Source organism: Burkholderiales bacterium, from assembly GCA_036262035.1.
Lineage (GTDB): Bacteria > Pseudomonadota > Gammaproteobacteria > Burkholderiales > SG8-41 > JAQGMV01.
Map to the genome: position 1 here is coordinate 380,332 of DATAJS010000032.1, position 19,754 is coordinate 400,085.

Genomic DNA, 19,754 nt, shown 5'->3' on the forward strand with positions numbered 1-19,754 from the left:
ACAAACTCCGTTTAGTAGTCTTCGCCTGCAAGCAGCGGGCGCGGCGCCACGGCGCGCGGCTCGGAGCCGGCGGAGAGCGTCAGGGCCATCTCGACGAGCGCCTTCTGCTGCTCGTCGTGCAGCTGCTTGTAGCCCGCCGCGGGCGAAGCCGAGGAATCCCGGCCGGCGTAGTAGAGCTTCTGATGCGGAAGCAGGTGGCGCAGCAGGTAGTGCTGGATACGGTGCCACGCGCCCTGGTTCCTCGGCTCCTCCTGACACCACACGATCTCCGTCGCGTCCTTGTAACGTTCGAGAAAGGCCTGCATGTCGTCGTGCGGGAACGGATAGAGCTGCGCGATCCGCACCAGCGGCAGGTCCTTGATGCCCTTCGCCTTGCGCCCCGCGCGCAGGTCGTACCACACCTTGCCGCTGCAGAACACGACGCGCTGGACCTTGGACGCGTCGATGTCCTTGGCGTCCCAGTCCTCGTTGATCGGACGGAACTTGTCGGTCGCGAACTCTTCCAGCGGCGACACCGACTCCTTGTGGCGCAGCAGGCTCTTGGGCGTGAAGATGATGAGCGGCTTGCGATACGGGCGGACCATCTGACGGCGCAGCAGGAAGTAGAGCTGCACCGGGGTCGCCGGCACGCAGACCTGCATGTTGTAGTCCGCGCTGAGCTGGAGGTAGCGCTCGATGCGGGCCGAGGAGTGCTCGGGGCCCTGCCCTTCGTAGCCGTGCGGCAGCATCAGCGTGAGCCCGCACATGCGGCCCCACTTCACCTCGCCGGAGGCGATGAACTGGTCGATGACGACCTGCGCGCCGTTGGCGAAGTCGCCGAACTGCGCTTCCCAGATCACGAGCTCGTTGGGGCTCGACGTCGCATAGCCGTACTCGAAGCCGAGCACGGCCTCTTCCGACAGCAGCGAGTCGATGACGACGAAGTCCGCCTTGTCGGACACGTGCTGGAGCGGGATGTAGGCGCCCTGGTCCCAGCGCTCGCGGCTCTGGTCGTGCAGCACCGCGTGGCGGTGGAAGAACGTGCCGCGCCCGCTGTCCTGGCCCGAGAGGCGGATCGGGTAGCCTTCGTCGAGCAGCGACGCGAACGCGAGGTGCTCGGCCATGCCCCAGTCCAGCGGCAGCTCGCCTTTCGCCATCGCGCGCCGGTCTTCCATGATCTTCTGCACGCGCGGGTGCAGCTTGAAGTTGTCGGGGACGGTGGTGATCTTCTCCGCCAGCGCCTTGAGCTTGTCGAGCGGGACCGGCGCGTCTTCGCTGTCGGTCCACTTGCCGCCCTTGTACTTGCTCCAGTCGATCTCGAACGGCGGCTTGTAGTTCTGGAGGATCGTCTTGTTGGTGTGGTAGCCCTGGTCGAGCGCCTTCCTGAACGTGGCGATCATCTCGTCGGCCTCGCCTTCCTTGACGACGCCTTCGCGCTCGAGCCTGTCGGCGTACAGCTTGCGCGTGGTGGGCAGCTTCTGGATGCGCTTGTACATGAGCGGCTGCGTCACCATCGGCTCGTCCTGCTCGTTGTGGCCCAGGCGGCGGTAGCACACCACGTCGATCACCGCGTCCTTGTGGAACTGCATGCGGTAGTCGAGCGCGATCTCGGTCACGAGGCAGACCGCCTCGGGATCGTCGCCGTTGACGTGGAAGATCGGCACTTCGAGCATCTTGGCGACGTCGGTGCAGTACAGCGTCGAGCGGATGTCGCGGATATCGGACGTCGTGAAACCGATCTGGTTGTTGACGACGATGTGCATCGTGCCGCCGGTGCCGTAGCCGCGGGTCTGCGCGAGGTTCAGCGTCTCCTGCGTGATGCCCTGGCCCGCGAACGCGGCGTCGCCGTGCAGCAGCACCGGCAGCACCTGGTCGCCTTTGTAGTCCTTGCGGCGGTGCTGGCGGGCGCGCACCGAGCCCTCGACGACCGGGTTCACGATCTCCAGGTGCGACGGGTTGAACGCGAGCGTGACGTGCATCGGGCCGCCCGGCGTCATGATGTTCGACGAGAAGCCCATGTGGTACTTCACGTCGCCCGCGAGCAGCTCGTGATCGTCGTGCTTGCCTTCGAACTCGGCGAAGAGGTCCTTCGGCATCTTGCCCAGCGTGTTGACGAGCACGCCGAGGCGGCCGCGGTGCGCCATGCCGATCACCAACTCCTGCACGCCGGCTTTGCCGGCGCGCTGGAGCAACAAGTCGAGCTGCGCGATCACCGACTCGCCGCCCTCGCCCGAGAAGCGCTTCTGGCCGACGTAGCGCGTGTGGAGGTACTTCTCCAGCGTCTCGGCGGCGGTGAGGCGCTCGAGGATGTGCTTCTTGTACTCGGCGTCGTAACTCGGCCTGGCCTGCACCGACTCGATGCGCTCCTGCACCCAGCGGCGCTGCGCCATGTCGGTCATGTACATGTACTCGGCGCCGATCGTGCCGCAGTACGTGGTCTTCACGAAATCGAGGATCTCGGCGAGCGTCGCCTCGCGCTTCCACACCAGCGTGCCGGTGTTGAAGACGGTCTGCATGTCGGCCTCACCGAGGCCGTAGAACGCGGGATCGAGCTCCTGGATGTACGGCTTCTCGGCGCGGCCCAGCGGATCGACGTCGGCCATGCGCACGCCGAGCGTGCGATACGCGCTGATGAGCTGCAGCACGGCGAACTGCTTCTGCGAGAGTTGGCCGGTCTCGGCGGGCTTCGCGGCGGCACGGCGGCCGGTCTTGGCGAGGTCGATGAAGCGCTGCTCGACTTCCTCGCGCGAGACGTCCGCGGGACCGTCGTCGAGGCGCTGCAGCTCGTCGAAATAGCTGCGCCAGCGCGGCTCGACCGACTGCGGGTCCTTCAGATACCGCTCGTACAGGTCTTCGATGAAAGGCGCGTTGGAGCCGAAGAGGTACGAGTTGCCGAGGAATTCTTTCATCATGATGTCAACGCTCCAAGGGCGTTATTGACCGCAGAGGACGCAAAGGACGCAGAGGGAAAGCGTAAGAAATCGTCATTCCGACCCGCGGTAGCGGGGGCGATCGGGAATCCATTTTGACTTCAACGGCGTTCGAAATGGATTCCCGCCTTCGCGGGAATGACGGCTTTGGTTTCCTGCGTCCTCTGCGTCCTCTGCGGTTTAGCTTTGCTTTTACTTGCGTTTGGCCATCGGCACGAAGTCGCGCGTCGACGGGCCGGTGAAGAGCTGGCGCGGACGGTTGAGCTTCGAGTCCGGGTCGCTGAACATCTCGTTCCACTGCGCGATCCAGCCGACGGTGCGGGCGAGCGCGAAGATCGCGGTGAACAGCGGCACCGGGATGCCGAGCGCCTTGTAGACGATGCCCGAGTAGAAGTCGACGTTCGGATACAGGCGGCGCTTGATGAAGTAATCATCTTCCAGCGCGACCTTCTCCAGCGCGAGCGCGAGCTTGAAGAGCTTGTCGTCCTTCAGGTCCAGCTCTTCCAGCACCTCGTGGCAGGTCTTCTGGATGATCTTCGCGCGCGGGTCGTAATTCTTGTAGACGCGGTGGCCGAAGCCGAACAGCACCGACTGGTCGTCGCGGTCCTTCACGCGCTTGATGAAGGCCGGGATGTTCTTGGCGTCGCCGATCTCGTCCAGCATCTTCAGCACCGCCTCGTTCGCGCCGCCGTGCGCCGGGCCCCAAAGGCTCGCCACACCCGCCGCGATGCACGCGAACGGGTTCGCGCCGGTCGAGCCGGCGAGACGCACGGTCGAGGTCGACGCGTTCTGCTCGTGGTCGGCGTGCAGGATGAGGATGCGATCCATGGCGCGCGTGAGCACCGGGTTCGGCTCGTATTTCTCGCACGGGGTGCCGAAAGTCATGTAGAGGAAGTTCTCGACGTACGAGAGGTCGTTCCTCGGATACATGAACGGCTGGCCGATGTTGTACTTGTAGGTCATCGCGGTGATCGTCGGCAGCTTGGCGATCAGGCGGAAGGCCGAGATCTCGCGGCTCTTCGGATCGTTGATGTCGATGGAGTCGTGATAGAACGCCGACAGCGCGCCGACGACGCCGCACAGCACCGCCATCGGGTGCGCGTCGCGGCGGAAGCCCGAGTAGAAGCGCGAGAGCTGCTCGTGCACCATCGTGTGGTGGGTCACGATGTCGGTGAACTGGTCGAGCTGCTGCTTGTTCGGGAGCTCGCCGTTGAGGATGAGATAGCAGACCTCGAGGAAGGTCGTGGTCTCGGCGAGCTGCTCGATCGGGTAGCCGCGATACTGCAGGATGCCCTGGTCGCCGTCGATGAAGGTGATCTTCGAGCGCGTGCTCGCGGTGGAGAGGTAGCCGGGATCGTACGTGAACTTGCCCGTCTTCGCGTAGAGCGCGCGCACGTCGATCACTTCCGGGCCCATGCTGCCGTCGAGCACGGGAAAGTCCACAGACGGCGAGCCGTCGCTGAAGGACAGGGTTGCGAGTTTTTCGGCCATAACGTTCTCCGGTTTCCTGATCTGTCGGTTGTCTGTTTTAAGCTGCCACGTTTGCATTGATCGCGCGAAGCTGCGCGATGATCCCGCGCTCCGCGTCGTCTTCGGGCTCGGCCCTTCCCATCACCAGCGCGAACAGCATCGGGTCGGGATAGGCGAGCACGGCCTGGAACACCTCGAGCTCGTTCGCATCGAGGCCGTCGAGGTGCCGCTCGACGTAAGCGTTCAGCACGAGATCGAGCTCGAGCATGCCGCGGCGGCAATGCCAGCGGATGCGGTCGTGGGCTCGATCGCGCGCTTCGCTCATAGCGCCCGCTTGACCATGAGGTCGCGGATCTTGTTGATCGCCGCCGTCGGATTCAGATTCTTCGGGCAGACGTCCGCGCAGTTCATGATCGAATGGCAGCGGAACAGGCGATACGGGTCCTCGAGATTGTCGAGGCGGTCGTTCACTTTCTCGTCTCGCGTATCGGCGATGAAGCGGTAGGCCCACAGCAATCCGGCGGGACCGACGAACTTGTCGGGGTTCCACCAGAACGACGGACACGAGGTCGAGCAGCACGCGCAGAGGATGCACTCGTAGAGGCCGTTGAGCTCTTCGCGATCGTCGGGCGACTGCAGCCGCTCGCGCTCCGGCGCGGGCTGCTCGTTCTGCACGTAGGGCCTGATCGAGTGGTACTGCTTGAAGAACTGCGACATGTCGACCACGAGGTCGCGGATCACGGGCAGCCCCGGCAGCGGACGGATCACCACCGGCTCCTTCACCTCGACGATCTTGGTGATGCACGCCAGCCGGTTCTTGCCGTTGATGTTCATCGCGTCCGAGCCGCACACGCCTTCGCGGCACGAGCGGCGGAACGAGAACGTGTCGTCCTTTTCCTTGATGCGCACCAGCGCGTCGAGCAGCATGCGGTCGGTCGGCTCGAGCTCGATGTCGTAGTCCTGCATGTGGGGCTTCGCGTCCACATCAGGGTTGTATCTGTAGATGGAGAATCGCATTTAGGTCCTAACTACCTGCTGTGACCAAATCACTTCGTTGAGTGAAAAGTGAACCGTGAAACGTGATGCGTTCGCACCACAGCCTTCGTTTCACGTTTCACATTTCACGTTTCACCCTTAATAAACCCGCGGCTTCGGCTCGAACGTCTCCACCGTCAGCGGCTTCAGCTTCACCGGCTTGTACTCCAGCCTGTTGCCTTCCTTGTACCAGAGCGAATGCTTGAGCCAGTTGACGTCGTCGCGCTCGTGGAAGTCGCTGCGGTCGTGCGCGCCGCGGCTTTCCTTGCGCGCTTCCGCGCAGATCATGGTCGACAGCGCGGTCTCGATGAGGTTGTCGAGCTCGAGCGCTTCGACGCGTGCGGTATTGAAGACCTTGCTCTTGTCCTTGATGAAGGTGTGATGCGAGCGCGCCGCGATCTCCTTCATCTTCGCCACACCTTCGGTCAGGCTGTCCGGGAAGCGGAACACGCCGCAGTGGAGCTGCATCGTGCGCCGCATGTCGGCGCCGACGCCGCTGACGGTCTCGCCGCTCGTCGCCGAGTCGAGGCGCGCGAGCCGCGCCATCGTCATGTCGCCGGCGTCGGCGGGCAGGTCCTGCTGCGCGCTCACGTCCGCCTTGATGTCGCGGACGACCGTCTCGCCGGACGCCTTGCCGAACACCAGCAGGTCGAGGAGCGAGTTGGTGCCGAGGCGGTTCGCGCCGTGGACCGACACGCACGCGATCTCGCCCGCGGCATACAGGCCTTTCACGAGCTTCTCGCCGCCGGCGCCGTCGGGCACGACGACCTGGCCGTGCATGTTGGTCGGGACGCCGCCCATCTGGTAATGGCACGTCGGCACGACCGGAATCGGGTCGGTGACCGGATCGACGTTCGCGAATTTCTTGGCGATCTCGCGGATGCCGGGAAGGCGCTTGTCGATCGTCTCGGCGCCGAGGTGGTCGAGCTTGAGCAGGATGTATTCGCCGTCCTTGCCCGCGCCGCGGCCTTCCTTGATCTCGGTGGCCATCGCGCGCGAAACCACGTCACGGCTCGCCAGGTCTTTGACGGTCGGCGCGTAACGCTCCATGAAGCGCTCGCCGTTCTTGTTGAGGAGGAAGCCGCCCTCCCCGCGCACGCCTTCGGTGATCAGCACGCCGGCGCCCGCCACCCCGGTCGGGTGGAACTGCCAGAACTCCATGTCCTCGAGCGGGATGCCCGCGCGCGCCGCCATGCCGATGCCGTCGCCGGTGTTGATGAAGGCGTTGGTGCTTGCCGAATAGATGCGGCCGGCGCCCCCGGTTGCAAGCAGGGTCGCTTTCGCCTGCAGGATCATCACTTCGCCTGTTTCCATCTCCAGCGCCACCACCCCGAGCACGTCGCCCTGCTGGTTGCGGATGAGATCGAGCGCCATCCACTCGACGAAGAACTGGGTGTGCGCGCGCACGTTGCGCTGATACAGCGTGTGCAGCATCGCGTGACCGGTGCGGTCGGCCGCGGCGCAGGCGCGCTTGACCGCGCGCTCGCCGTAGTTGCTGGTGTGGCCGCCGAAAGGCCGCTGGTAGATCTTGCCGTTGTCGAGACGGTCGAACGGCATGCCGAAGTGCTCGAGCTCTACAACCACTTCGACCGCTTTCCTGCACATGAACTCGATCGCGTCCTGGTCGCCGAGGTAATCGGAACCCTTGACCGTGTCGTACATATGCCAGTGCCAGTTGTCCGGCTCGTCGTTGCCGAGCGAAGCGGAAACCCCGCCCTGCGCCGCCACCGTGTGCGAGCGCGTCGGAAACACCTTGGACAACACCGCGACCCGCAGGTTGGCTTCGGAGAGCTCGAGCGCCGCGCGCAGACCCGATCCGCCGGCGCCGACGACGATCGCGTCGAACTGTCTTTTTGCTATGGCCATTCTCTTCTCAACCCCAGAGTATCTGCGCCGCCCACACCGCGTAGACGATGAGGGCGATGATCACGAGCACGTAGAGGATCAGGCGCAGTCCGGTGTCCTTAACGTAATCCATGAAGATGTTTCGCACGCCGACCCACGCGTGATAGCTCAGCGCCAGCACGAAGATCATCGTGGCGTACTTCATCACCGGCAGCGTCCACAGCGCTTTCCAGTGGTCGTAGTCGCGCGAGGGCAGGCTCACCAGCACCGCGAGAAAGAAGAGCGTGTAGAGCAGCATGATCACCGCGGTGATCCGCTGCGCGAGCCAGCCGCCCCACCCGTAGTGGGCCCCGATTACTTCACGTTTCACCACAGCAGCACCCCGATCACGAGCGTCAGACCAAATCCGAGTATCAGCACCGCGAACGCGGTCGCGCGTGCCTTGGGCAATTCAATCCCGAGCCGGAGATCGAGCCCGAGGTGGCGCATGCCGGCGAAGCTGTGATGCAGGTACGCCCACAGCAGGCCCAGCGCGACGAGCTTGGCGAGCGGGTGCGCCAACGCGTCCCTGATGCTTGCATACGACTCGGGGCTGACGAGACTGCGGTCGAGGGTGGCGAGCAGCAGCCACAGGAACAGGAAGAGGATCGCGCCGCTGATCCGGTGCAGGATCGAGACGATCGCCGGTGCGGGCTGGCGTATCTGCAGGAGATTGAGGTGCTTCGGTCTCGCTTTCGACATCGATGAGCTTTCTTAGGGGAAGGCGGGAGCTCTCAAGTGAGGCGCTCGGATCGGATGCGCAGGAAGCGCTGCGGAGTCGGCAGCACTTATTGGCGGACACCGGCGCCGGTGGGCGGCGCCCGCTGTCTTGCAGCCGCTCATGACAGCGTGCTTCTATCCATTGCGCTACAGAGATGGGTCTTGCTCTTCAAAAGTGAGAAATTTTAGCAGCTTCGATGCGGCGTTGAAACTCGAAGTGAATGTGTCGACTCAGGATTTGCGGGCGCCGCACCACCGGCCGCGCCACGCACGCCGAGCAGCGGCGGCAAGCGCCGTGCGCGCCTCGCATTAACCGTTTAAAAACAGGGGCGTTTGGTTGACCGTCGAAGAGCCCGCGCAGTATCATCGAAGGCTCGCTGGCTCAAGGTCTTCGCTTGGCGTAGCGCCGGCGGCGCTCGCGGCAAACGCGAGCGCGCGCCCGACCGACTCGTCCCCCGCGATACAACAACACCAGAGATTCCCCGAACTAGGAGCTTTTTATGAAAAAACCCATGCGCGTCGCGGTGACCGGAGCCGCGGGACAGATCGGCTACAGCCTCCTCTTCCGCATCGCGAGCGGCGAGATGCTCGGCAAGGATCAGCCGGTGATCCTCCAGCTCCTCGAGATCCCGGACGAGAAAGCGCAGAAGGCTCTGAAAGGCGTGATCATGGAGCTCGACGACTGCGCGTTCCCGCTGCTCCAGAGCGTCGTGCCCACCGCCGATCCGAAAGTCGCGTTCAAGGACGCCGACGTAGCGCTCCTGGTCGGCGCGCGTCCTCGCGGCCCCGGCATGGAGCGCAAGGACCTGCTGGAAGCGAACGGCAAGATCTTCGAGCCGCAAGGCCGCGCGCTGTCCGAAGTGGCGAGCCGCGACGTGAAGGTGCTGGTCGTCGGCAACCCCGCGAACACCAACTGCCTCATCGCGATGAAGAACGCGCCGGAGCTGAAAGCCTCGAACTTCAGCGCGATGATGCGCCTCGATCACAACCGCTCGCTCACGCAGATCGCGCAGAAGGTCGGCAAACCGGTCTCGTCGGTCAGGAAGATGACCGTGTGGGGCAACCATTCGGCGACGCAGTATCCCGATCTCTTCAACGCCGAAGTCGACGGCAAGAAAGCGTGGTCGCTCATCAACGACCAGAACTGGCTCGAGAAAGACTTCATCCCGACGATCCAGAAGCGCGGCGCGGCGATCATCGACGCGCGCGGCCTGTCCTCGGCGGCCAGCGCGGCGTCTGCTGCGATGGATCACGTGCGCAACTGGGTGCACGGCACGCCCGACGGCGACTGGGTCAGCATGGGCATTCCCTCGGACGGCAGCTACGGCATCCCCGAAGGGATCATCTACGGCTACCCGACCACCTGCAAGAACGGCAAGTACGAGATCGTCAAAGGCCTCGAGGTGAGCGAGTTCAGCCGCGGCAAGATGCAGGCGACGCAGAAAGAGCTCGAAGAAGAGCGCGACTCGATCAAGTCGCTCCTCGGTTGAGCGGCGCGTAGCGAGCAGGCAGAAGAAGGCGGCAGTCCTCAGGGGACTCCCGCCTTTTTTATTACGGTATCAAGGAGGAACCCGATGGCTGAAACCGCATCCGCTTTCAAGCCCAAGAAGTCGGTCGCGCTGTCCGGCGTCGAAGCCGGCAGCACCGCGCTGTGCACCGTAGGACGCAGCGGCAACGACCTGCACTACCGCGGTTACGACATCCTCGAGATCGCCGAGCACGCGCAGTTCGAGGAGATCGCCTACCTGCTCATCCACGGCAAGCTGCCGAACACGGCGGAGCTCGCCAACTACAAGGCGAAGCTCCTGCAGCTGCGCGGTCTTCCGGCGGTCGTGAAGAACGTGCTGGAGCAGATTCCCGCCGGCGCGCACCCGATGGACGTTATGCGCACCGGCTGCTCGGCGCTCGGCACCGCGCTGCCCGAAAAAGAAGATCACAACATGCCGGGCGCGAAGGATATCGCCGACCGGCTGATCGCCTCGTTCGGGTCGATGCTGCTGTACTGGTATCACTACAGCACCAACGGCCGCCGCATCGAGGTCGAGACCGACGACGATTCGATCGGCGCGCACTTCCTCCATCTGTTGCACGGCAAGGCGCCGAGCGATCTCTGGGTGCGCGCGATGCACACCTCGCTCAACCTCTACGCCGAGCACGAGTTCAACGCCTCGACCTTCGCCGCGCGCGTCGTCGCCGGCACCGGCGCGGACATGTATTCCGCGATCACCGGCGCGATCGGCGCGCTGCGCGGCCCGAAGCACGGCGGCGCGAACGAAGTCGGCTTCGAGGTGATGAACCGCTACGACACGCCCGACGAGGCCGAAGCGGACATCGTCAACCGCGTGCGCAACAAGGAGACCGTGATCGGCTTCGGCCACCCCGTCTACACGATCGCCGACCCGCGCAACCAGATCATCAAGCGCGTCGCACGTACGCTGTCCGAAAAGGTTTCGGACCTCCGGATGTGGGACGTCGCCGACCGCATCGAAGCGGTGATGATGCGCGAGAAGAAGATGTTCGCGAACCTCGACTGGTTCTCGGCGGTGTCGTACCACCGCATGGGCATCCCCACGCCGATGTTCACGCCGATCTTCGTCATCTCGCGCACCAGCGGCTGGGCCGCGCACGTGATCGAGCAGCGCATCGACAACAAGATCATCCGGCCGACCGCGGTCTACACCGGCCCCGAGTCCCGCAAATTCGTACCGATCGACAAGCGATAACCATGAGCACAGCCGTTTCGAACATCCGTCTCGATCCCGACAAGGTACTCGTCGACATCGCCGAGTACGCCACCAAGTACCCGATCGACAGCGCGGAGGCCTACGACACCGCGCGGCTGTGCCTCATGGACACGCTGGGCTGCGGGCTCGAGGCCCTCACCTACCCCGCGTGCACCAAGCTCATGGGGCCCATCGTCCCCGGCACGATCGTGCCGAACGGCGCCAAGGTGCCGGGCACCCCGTACCAGCTCGACCCGGTGATGGCGGCGTTCAACATCGGCTGCATGATCCGCTGGCTCGATTTCAACGACACCTGGCTCGCCGCCGAATGGGGCCATCCTTCGGACAACCTCGGCGGCATCCTCGCGACCGCCGACTGGCTCTCGCGCACGCGCGTGGCTCAGGGCAAGGCGCCGCTCGTGATGCGCGACGTGCTCACCGGCATGATCAAGGCGCACGAGATCCAGGGCGTGATCGCGATCGAGAACAGCTTCAACCGCGTCGGCATCGACCACGTCGTCCTGGTGAAGGTCGCGACCACCGCGGTGGTGTCGAACATGCTCGGCCTTTCCTTCGACGAGACCGTCAACGCGATCTCGAACGCGTGGATCGACGGGCAGTCGCTGCGCGCCTATCGCCACGCGCCGCAGGCGGGCTCGCGCAAGTCGTGGGCCGCGGGCGACGCGACGAGCCGCGGCGTGCGCCTCGCGCTCATGGCTAAGACCGGCGAGATGGGCTATCCGTCGGCGCTCACCGCGAAGACGTGGGGTTTCTACGACGTGCTGTTCAAGGGTCAGCCGTTCAAGTTCACGCGCCCTTACGGCTCCTACGTCATGGAGCACGTGCTCTTCAAGATCTCCTTCCCCGCCGAGTTCCACGCGCAGACCGCGGTCGAGTGCGCAGTCGCGCTGCACGGCCAGGTGCGCGACCGCATCGAGGACATCGAGAAGGTCGTCATCACGACCCACGAGTCGGCCATCCGCATCATCGACAAGAAAGGCCCGCTGTACAATCCCGCGGACCGCGACCACTGTATCCAGTACATGTGCGCGATCGGGCTCATGAAAGGTAATTTGACCGCGCTCGATTACGAGGACGACGTCGCGAACGACCCGCGCGTCGACGCGCTGCGCGACAAGATGGAATGCGTCGAAGATCCGGCGTGGACGCGCGACTACCTCGATCCCGAGAAGCGCTCGATCGCCAATGCGATCCAGGTGTTCTTCAAGGACGGCACGAGCACGCAGAAAGTCGGCGTCGAGTACCCCATCGGCCACCGCCGCCGGCGGAAGGACGGGATTCCGCTGCTCGAAGCGAAGTTCAGGACGAACCTCGCGCGCAAGTTCGCGGTGAAACAGCAGAACGCGATCCTCGACGTGTGCGGCGACGCTTCGAGGCTGCAGGCGATGCCGGTGCACGAGTTCGTGGATCTGTTCGCGCTGTGATGGAGCCTTTGAAAATGGATTCCCGATCATTTCGCGCTGCCGCGCGGTCGGAATGACGAATCGACGTCATTCCCGCGAAGGCGGGAATCCATTTTGACTTTGACAGGATGTCCATGCTGAAGACTCTTCTGCTTTCACTGCTGTTACTGGTGCCGCTCGGCGCATCCGCCGCCGAGCTTCGCGACGCCCAGAGCTTCTTCACCCTCAACATGGGCGACCTCAAGGCCGAGGCGGCGGACGCCAAGGCCGAGAAAAAGAAAGCCATCCTCGTCATGTTCGAGCAGGAAGGCTGTCCCGGCTGCCGCCACATGCGCACGCAGGTCCTCAACCACAAGGAAGTGCAGGACTACTACCGAGCGAACTTCGCCAATCTCTCGCTCGACATCTGGAGCTCGGTGCCGATCCGCGATTTCGCGGGGAAGGAGCAGACCGAGAAAGCCTTCGCCCAGGCTACCCGCGTGAAAGGCACGCCGACTTTCGTCTTCTACGATCTCGCCGGCAACGAGATCAGCCGTGTCTTCGGCGTGGTGGAAACCCCCGAAGAATTCCTGCTGCTCGGACGTTACATCTCGAGCGGCGCCTACAAGACGCGCGATTTCGCGCAATTCAAACAAACTCTCGCAAGAAAAGGCAACTGAGCCATGCCCCATAACCTGTTCGATTCGCTGAAAGACCTTCCGCTCCCCTCGGGCCGCAAAGGTCAGTACTACTCGCTCGCCGCGCTGGAGAAAGCCGGCCTCGGCAAGGTCTCGCGCATGCCGCACTCGCTTCGCATCGTGCTCGAGTCGGTGCTGCGCAACTGCGACGGCAAGCGCGTCGCCGAAGAGCAGGTCCGCGAGCTCGCCGCGTGGAAGCCGAACGAGAAGCGCACCGCGGAGATCCCGTTCGTGCTCGCGCGCATCCTGCTGCAGGACATGGCGGGGTTTCCGTCGCTGAACGACTTCGCGGCGATGCGTAACGCCGCCAAGCGCCTCGGCGGCGATCCGACCCGCATCGAGCCGCTCGTGCCGGTCGACCTCGTCGTCGACCACTCGGTCGAAGTCGACGTCTCCGGCCAGCCCGACGCGGTCCAGCGCAACATGGAGATCGAGTTCCAGAGGAACGGCGAGCGCTACGCCTTCCTGAAATGGGGCAAGCAGGCTTTCGGCGGCATCCGCATCGTCCCGCCCGGCAACGGCATCGTGCACCAGGTCAACCTCGAGTACCTCGCGCGCGGCGTGTGGGAGAAGGACGGCATCTACTATCCCGACACCCTGGTCGGCACCGATTCGCACACCACGATGGTCAACGGCATCGGCGTCGTAGGCTGGGGCGTGGGCGGCATCGAAGCCGAAGCGGGCATGCTCGGGCAGCCGATGTACTTCCTCACGCCGGACGTCGTCGGCGTGCACATGAGCGGCAAGCTGAAGCCCGGCGTCACGGCGACCGACCTCGTGCTCACGGTCACCGAGCTGCTTCGCAAGAACAAGGTCGTCGGCCAGTTCGTCGAGTACTTCGGCGAAGGCGCCTCGTCGCTCACCGCACCCTCGCGTGCGGTCGTCGCGAACATGTCGCCCGATTACGGGGCTACGATTGGTTTTTTCGGCATTGACGAAAAAACCATCGACTACCTGCGCGTCTCGGGCCGCCCCGAAGAGCGCGTCGAAGCGGTCGAGGCCTACTACAAGGCCCAGGGCATGTTCGGCATTCCGAAGAAAGGTGAGATCGATTACACGCGTGTGATCGAGCTCGATCTCTCGACGGTCGTACCGAGCGTCTCGGGCCCGAAATTTCCGCAGGACCGCATCGACCTGCCGAAGATCAAGGAGCGCTTCAACACCCTGTTCTCGAAGCCGGTGGCCGAGAAAGGCTACGGCAAGCCCGCCGCCGAGCTCGACAAGCGTGTCGGCACCCAGCGCGCCGGCGTCGACGTCGGCCACGGCGACGTGCTGATCGCGGCGATCACCTCGTGCACCAACACGTCGAACCCGAATCTGCTGCTCGCCGCCGGTCTGCTGGCTAAGAAAGCGGTGGAGAAAGGCCTGAAGGTCAGCCCGCGCGTGAAGACCTCGCTGGCGCCGGGATCGAAAGTGGTGACGTCGTACCTGAAGGACGCCGGCCTCATGCCCTATCTCGAGCAGCTCGGCTACCACGTCGTCGCTTACGGCTGCACCACGTGCATGGGCAACGCCGGCCCGCTGGACGAAGCGATCGAAGACGCGGTGGTGAAGAACGACATCGTCGCGTGCGCGGTGCTGTCGGGCAACCGCAACTTCGAAGCGCGCGTGCACCAGAGCCTGAAGGCGAACTTCCTGATGAGCCCTCCGCTCGTCGTGGCGTTCGCGCTCGCGGGCACGGTCCGGATCGACACGGACAAGGACCCGATCGGCACCGGCAGCGACGGCAAGCCGGTCTTCCTGAAAGACATCTGGCCGAGCGACGACGAGATCGCCGCGGTGCTCAAGTTCGCCAACGACGCCGAGAAATTCCGGCGTGAATACGGCGATCTCGCCGGCGCGAAGCAGCTCTGGGACGCGATTCCCGAAGGCAAGGGCGCGACGTTCGACTTCGACCCGAAATCGACCTACATCCTCGAGCCGCCGTTCCTCGAAGGCGTGGGCCTGACGCCGGTCCCCGTGACCGACGTGAAAGGCGCGCGCGCCCTGGGCATCTACGGCGATTCGCTGACGACCGACCACATCAGCCCGGTCGCGCCGATCAAGCCTTCGTCGCCCGCGGGCCAGTGGCTCACCGAGCACAAGGCGCGCGAGATGAACACCTTCGGCGCGCGGCGCTGCAACCACGAGGTCATGGCGCGCGGCGCGTTCGCCAACGTGCGCATCAAGAACCTCATGGTGCCCGGGACCGAAGGCGGCGTGACCATCCACCAGCCGAGCGGCGAGCAGATGGGCATCTACGACGCGTCCGCGCGCTACCGCAAGGAAGGCACGCCGCTGGTGGTGTTCGGCGGTGAGGAATACGGCACCGGCTCGTCGCGCGACTGGGCGGCCAAAGGTCCGGTCATGCTCGGGATCAAGTTCGTCGTGGCGCGCGGCTTCGAGCGCATCCACCGCACCAACCTGATCATGATGGGCATCCTCCCCTGCCAGTTCAAAGGCAGCGACAGCGTGCAGTCGCTGGGCATCGACGGCACCGAGACGTTCGACGTCACCGGCGTCGACGGCCGCGAGCTCAAGCCGGGCATGGACCTCACGCTCACCATCCATCGCAAGGACGGAGCCAAGAAGGAAGTCAGCGTGCTGCTCCGCGCGGATACGCCGATCGAGATCGAGTATCTCAGGCACGGCGGGATCCTGCCTTTCGTGCTGCGGGAGATCCTGGAGTCCGAGAAAGCGTAAGAGCCGCTCGAGCAACGCAAAAGGCCGGCTTCATGCCGGCCTTTTTTTTCGCCCTACACCTTCCGCCGTATCCCCCACACGCTTCCCGCCCTCCTCGCGCCGCTGCCTGCGCTGCCGCTGCGGCATCGGAACCCTGCGACGCCCGACAAGGACGGCGCTGCGAACTCGCGCACCAGCTCGACGCGATCAACCGCCCGTCAACGTCGAGCCAGCATCGCGCGTAGAGCCACCGGGGAAGCTCGTGGTCCTCGCGAAACCCCGTCCTTGCCGTGCGTCGCAGGGCGCTCGTCTTGATTGGGCGGGAAGCGTGTGGGTGATACGGCGGTCCGCTGATTAGGAGCAGAGAAGCTCTTTGTCGCGATCGGTCTAAGGTTAGTGCCGCCAACGGGCAAAAGCGGATGTTCGGCGATCTTGACGCAACGTTCAGTCGCACGCAACGTGAATCAGCTAAGCACGAGGTTCACGGCCTCGGCGTTTTTCCGGCCTGCATCTTGGCAAGATGTGTTCGATATCCATCTGCCACTTTTCGAGGGATAAAGACGTACTTCAGCAATTCGTCCAGCATCGCAGGATAAAGGTACAGGTGCGAGTTCTGCGCATTCAGATGGTTTTTGACTCGCACTGTGGCTCTCTTGCGAATCCCGTAGCATGGGTTATTCCATAGTAGAGCGGAACGACTCGGATGCGCGCGGTCATTCAGGATCTGTTCAAGCAGACCCCCGTGCAAACGGAATTTATACCGTGGCTCGGTGCTGCTACGACCTACTCTGGACCAGGCGTCAGCAAGCAGCACTCGTTCTTTCGGCGGAAGAATTTTTCCGAAGACGTTGAGAACTTGGCAATAGCGTCGAAGTTCCCAGACCGCGAGGTCGACGTCGACCAGCACATGGCCCCGAACATAGAAAGGCACATCGATGTAACGGAACTCGCCACATCGCGCGAGGTGATCGATAAATTCCCGGCTGCGAGGCGAGAGCTCAATCTTGAATGCGAGTGCGTTTGTGAGCGACAAAGCGCACAAGAGATCATGACCGACCTGTGTGGCTTTGATTCGGTTGTAAAGAAGAATGGCCTTCAGATATTTCTCTATGGCCTGATGCGCCGACCAGAGGAATTGAGGGAACAACTCATAGCGGCAAGCCAACCGAGCCGCGATGTAGTCCCTGTCTGCTTGGTCACGAAATGACTGCGTGGCAAAAGCGTTGATTGACCGATCCAGCTTGTCTTGCTTGCTCTTGTACGGTGCGAATGACATTAGTGAATGTCTCGGCAGATGCTTGAACCTCAACGTTTGCGTTCACCGGCGTCGTGAAGCGTGCGGCGTTTAACCAAGGCCGTGCCGAACGCGCGGTTTAGACCGCTCAGTTTTTGCGTTGTGCAAATCCTACCAATCCCGATCGCGTATCCGTGTGTCGTGCAGAATGGCCCATACGTACGCGGCGCCACCTACTAGCGTATTGATCGCATTAGGACCATCGACGGGCACTTTTCGGTAGGCAGTTTCAAAATAGTACTTGAGCAGTGGATAGTCGCTCCGATCAGTGAGGAGCGCGTCTTTATGTATTGAGTATCTGAATTCCAAGCCTCTCTTTGTTAAGAATGTTTCCCCGGCGTGTGTCTCGATCCGCTCCCACACGACATTAAATGGTGGTTTTGACATTCGCGTTGCCTGGACCCGACCAGCGGTCTGACGAAGAAGGTTTTGATCCGCCATGCGGCAGCATGGTGGATAAAACCCGTTGAACTGAACCGCTGTGTCAGTGAGAGACTGCCTGGAATTTCTACGGCGCACGGCAGCGCGAGCCACACCGCGTTGACGCACAGACGACCGACGCGCTGTCGGCAGCACGCTCCGGCGGTGCGGGATGATCGTCTGGGACATGGGTGAGAACTATGGCGAAGCGTTTGCGATCGGTCAACGTGGGCGTTGCGCACGCACGTGGGCCTTGCGTGCGCAATACGGTGGCGGCCATAGCGATGCGTGCGGCAGCGCTGGCGGGCGTCATGGCGGCACGGGAATGGGTATGGCCGCGAGCCGGCTGATGATGCGCATACGTCCGGCGGTGCAGTGCGGGCAGCGTTCGATGTCGATGCGTGCCACGCGCAGCCAGAACGCGCCGAGCGTCTCGGTCTTCGCCGGCGCGGCGGGCGCGGGCGCCGGCGCCGGCGTGGCGAGCGCCTGGCGCGCCCGCGTAAGCTTGGAGCACTTGCCATGATTGGCGAGCAGTCCGTAGTGGCGGATACGCATGAAGCCCTTGGGCAGCACGTGCAGCAGGAAGCGGCGCAGGAACTCGGTCGGTTCCAGGCACATCACCCTGCGACGATTGCCGTGGCTGTAATCGCGATAGCGGAATCTCACGCGGGCTTCGTCGCAGCTCAAGAGCCGGTCATTCGAGATCGCCACGCGGTGGGTGTAGCGGCCGAGATAATCGAGGACTTGTTCGGGGCCGCCGAAGGCCCGTTTGGCATAGACGACCCATGGCCGAGCGTGCAGCGCGCCGAGGAGCTGCTGCGGCGCTCCCGCCGCTGTCGTATCGCCTTGCGCGAGCGGCAGCGTACCGTGCGCGAAGGCGTGCTCGAGCGCGTGCACGAACTTGCCGCGAAACACGCGCGAGAGCGCCTGCACCGGGAAGAGGAAGCCGCGCCGAGCGTGGATCCAGTGGCCGTCGGGGTGGAGCGCGCCGGCCGCCACCAGGCAGTGCAGGTGCACGTGCTGGTTCAGGTTCTGTCCCCAGGTGTGGAGCACGAGGGTGGCGGCGATCTCGCCGCCGAGCCAGCGGGCGTTGGCGCCGAATTCCAGCAGTGTCGCCGACACCGCGGCGAAGAGCATGCCGTAGAGTGCGGCCGGCTGCGCCTGAACGAGCGGATTGAGCTCATGGGGCAAGGTGAAAACCAGATGGAAATACGGCACCGGTAACAGCTCGCGACGGCGCGCGGCGAGCCAGCGCTCGCGCGCGAGCGTCTGGCACTTCGGACAATGCCGGTTGCGGCACGAGTGATACAGGTAACGCACCGCGCCGCAGGCGTCGCACTGCGCGAGCTGCCCGCCCAGCGCCGGGGTGCGACAGGCCGCGATCGCGCGCAAGGCGCGATACTGCACCGGCGCGAGCCGGCGCCCGGCGCACGCGGCGGCGCCATGGGCGCGCACGACGTCGGCGAGTTCGAGCCGCCGCGGCGGCGCGCGCGCATCGCCGGCCGTGGGCCGTGTGTCCACGGCCGCTCAGCGCGGCGGCTTGCGCTCCTTCAGCTCCAGCGGCGAGGGTGTCTGCGCCAGATGGTGGCGTGCCAGGTGGAAGTAGCGGGTCGTGGTACCCAGATCGCCGTGTCCCATCAGCCGCTGAATCGTGTGCACGTCCACGCCGCCTTCGAGCATGTGCGTAGCGAAGGCGTGGCGCAGGCCGTGGATGCCGCAGCGCTTGGTGACGCCGGCGCAATCGCGCGCGCGATAGAAGATGCGCTGCACCGTGGTGCTGGCCAGCGGCAGCCCCGCATCGCGCGTGCTCGGAAACAGCCAGTCCTTCGGCCGGTAGGCCGCCCAATACGTGCGCAGCTCCTTGAGCAGCTTCGGCGAGAGCAGCGCATAGCGGTCCTTCGCCCCCTTCGCCTGCTCGATGCGCAGCGTCATGCGCTCCGAATCGATGTCGCTCACCTTGAGCCGGCACGCCTCCGACAATCGCAATCCGGCCGCGTAGATCGTGATCAGAACCGCGCGATGCCGCGGATTGGCCGCGGCATCGATGATGCGCATCACCTCCTCGCGCGAGAGCACCTGCGGCAGCTTCTGCGGCTGATGCGGCCGCGGGATGGCAAACTCGACACCCTTGCGCTTGAGGGTGACCTCAAACAGGAACTTCAGCCCGCTCACCGCCACGTTCACGCTGCTCCAGGCGAGCTTGCGCTCCTCGATCAGGTGCAGCAGATAGCGCTGGACTTCGCCTTCGGTCAGCGTGTCGGGGCTGCGCTTGTAATACTTCGCTATGCCGCGCACCGCCTCGACATACGACTCACGCGTGCGCAGCGCCAGGTTGCGCACGACCATGTCCGCTTCCATTCGCTTGCGTAAGGCGCTCATGCGGTGTCTCCTCGCACAGAACGCAGGGACAGCCCCTGCGTCAGTACGCTGGCACACCACGCCCGCCGCGCAACTGCCGCGCGCGAATCGATCAGTTCATGTGGAGTAAGCAGACGGCGGCGGCATCACTCCTCCACCGCGAAGCGGTTTAGTTCAAC

General features: G+C 64.2%; 15 protein-coding genes. 5 read left to right on the top strand and 10 right to left on the bottom strand.

Going from position 1 to position 19,754, the window contains the following annotated elements; all coding sequences use genetic code 11:
* Positions 1–11: 11 nt before the first annotated feature.
* The 7 genes from VHP37_33780 to sdhC all read right to left on the bottom strand — a co-directional run bounded on the left by VHP37_33780 (position 12) and on the right by sdhC (position 8,000).
* Entirely contained in the window at positions 12–2,891 is a 2,880-nt protein-coding gene (locus VHP37_33780; protein HEX2831347.1) for a 2-oxoglutarate dehydrogenase E1 component, read from the bottom strand.
* A gap of 210 nt (positions 2,892–3,101) precedes the next feature.
* Positions 3,102–4,400 (bottom strand): citrate synthase, encoded by a 1,299-nt coding sequence (locus VHP37_33785; GenBank protein ID HEX2831348.1) that lies wholly within the window; start codon positions 4,398–4,400, stop codon positions 3,102–3,104.
* Positions 4,401–4,437: 37 nt separating this feature from the next.
* Complete coding sequence (locus VHP37_33790; GenBank protein ID HEX2831349.1) at positions 4,438–4,704, bottom strand: succinate dehydrogenase assembly factor 2; 267 nt, start codon at positions 4,702–4,704, stop codon at positions 4,438–4,440.
* Entirely contained in the window at positions 4,701–5,396 is a 696-nt protein-coding gene (locus VHP37_33795; protein HEX2831350.1) for a succinate dehydrogenase iron-sulfur subunit, read from the bottom strand. The genes VHP37_33790 and VHP37_33795 overlap by 4 nt, the downstream gene beginning before the upstream one ends.
* Before the next feature lie 117 nt (positions 5,397–5,513).
* Entirely contained in the window at positions 5,514–7,280 is a 1,767-nt protein-coding gene (gene sdhA, locus VHP37_33800) for a succinate dehydrogenase flavoprotein subunit (GenBank protein ID HEX2831351.1), read from the bottom strand.
* A gap of 7 nt (positions 7,281–7,287) precedes the next feature.
* Complete coding sequence (sdhD, locus tag VHP37_33805) at positions 7,288–7,629, bottom strand: succinate dehydrogenase, hydrophobic membrane anchor protein (GenBank protein HEX2831352.1); 342 nt, start codon at positions 7,627–7,629, stop codon at positions 7,288–7,290.
* Positions 7,626–8,000, bottom strand: coding sequence for a succinate dehydrogenase, cytochrome b556 subunit (gene sdhC, locus VHP37_33810; protein HEX2831353.1), 375 nt, complete (start codon positions 7,998–8,000; stop codon positions 7,626–7,628). The genes sdhD and sdhC overlap by 4 nt, the downstream gene beginning before the upstream one ends.
* A 518-nt stretch (positions 8,001–8,518) precedes the next feature.
* Here sdhC and VHP37_33815 point away from each other — a divergent pair.
* The 5 genes from VHP37_33815 (at position 8,519) to acnA (ending at position 15,524) form a co-directional block, all read left to right on the top strand.
* Complete coding sequence (locus tag VHP37_33815; protein HEX2831354.1) at positions 8,519–9,508, top strand: malate dehydrogenase; 990 nt, start codon at positions 8,519–8,521, stop codon at positions 9,506–9,508.
* Between the two features lie 84 nt (positions 9,509–9,592).
* On the top strand, positions 9,593–10,741 hold the full coding sequence (gene prpC / locus VHP37_33820) for a 2-methylcitrate synthase (protein ID HEX2831355.1): 1,149 nt from the start codon (positions 9,593–9,595) through the stop codon (positions 10,739–10,741).
* 2 nt (positions 10,742–10,743) lie between these two features.
* A complete protein-coding gene (locus tag VHP37_33825) occupies positions 10,744–12,186 on the top strand; it encodes a bifunctional 2-methylcitrate dehydratase/aconitate hydratase (protein HEX2831356.1) in 1,443 nt (480 codons plus the stop codon).
* Positions 12,187–12,299: 113 nt separating this feature from the next.
* Complete coding sequence (locus VHP37_33830; protein HEX2831357.1) at positions 12,300–12,824, top strand: thioredoxin family protein; 525 nt, start codon at positions 12,300–12,302, stop codon at positions 12,822–12,824.
* A 3-nt stretch (positions 12,825–12,827) separates the two neighbouring features.
* Entirely contained in the window at positions 12,828–15,524 is a 2,697-nt protein-coding gene (gene acnA / locus VHP37_33835) for an aconitate hydratase AcnA (GenBank protein ID HEX2831358.1), read from the top strand.
* Positions 15,525–15,984: 460 nt separating this feature from the next.
* Here the strand turns inward: acnA and VHP37_33840 are convergent, their stop codons facing one another.
* From VHP37_33840 to VHP37_33850, 3 genes are all read right to left on the bottom strand, one after another.
* Positions 15,985–16,779, bottom strand: coding sequence for a HEPN domain-containing protein (locus tag VHP37_33840; protein HEX2831359.1), 795 nt, complete (start codon positions 16,777–16,779; stop codon positions 15,985–15,987).
* Between the two features lie 747 nt (positions 16,780–17,526).
* The gene (locus tag VHP37_33845) at positions 17,527–18,738 is read right to left on the bottom strand and encodes an IS91 family transposase (protein ID HEX2831360.1); all 1,212 of its coding nucleotides are present in this window, start codon (positions 18,736–18,738) and stop codon (positions 17,527–17,529) included.
* 6 nt (positions 18,739–18,744) lie between these two features.
* Positions 18,745–19,596, bottom strand: coding sequence for a site-specific integrase (locus VHP37_33850; GenBank protein HEX2831361.1), 852 nt, complete (start codon positions 19,594–19,596; stop codon positions 18,745–18,747).
* Between the last annotated feature and the right edge of the window lie 158 nt (positions 19,597–19,754).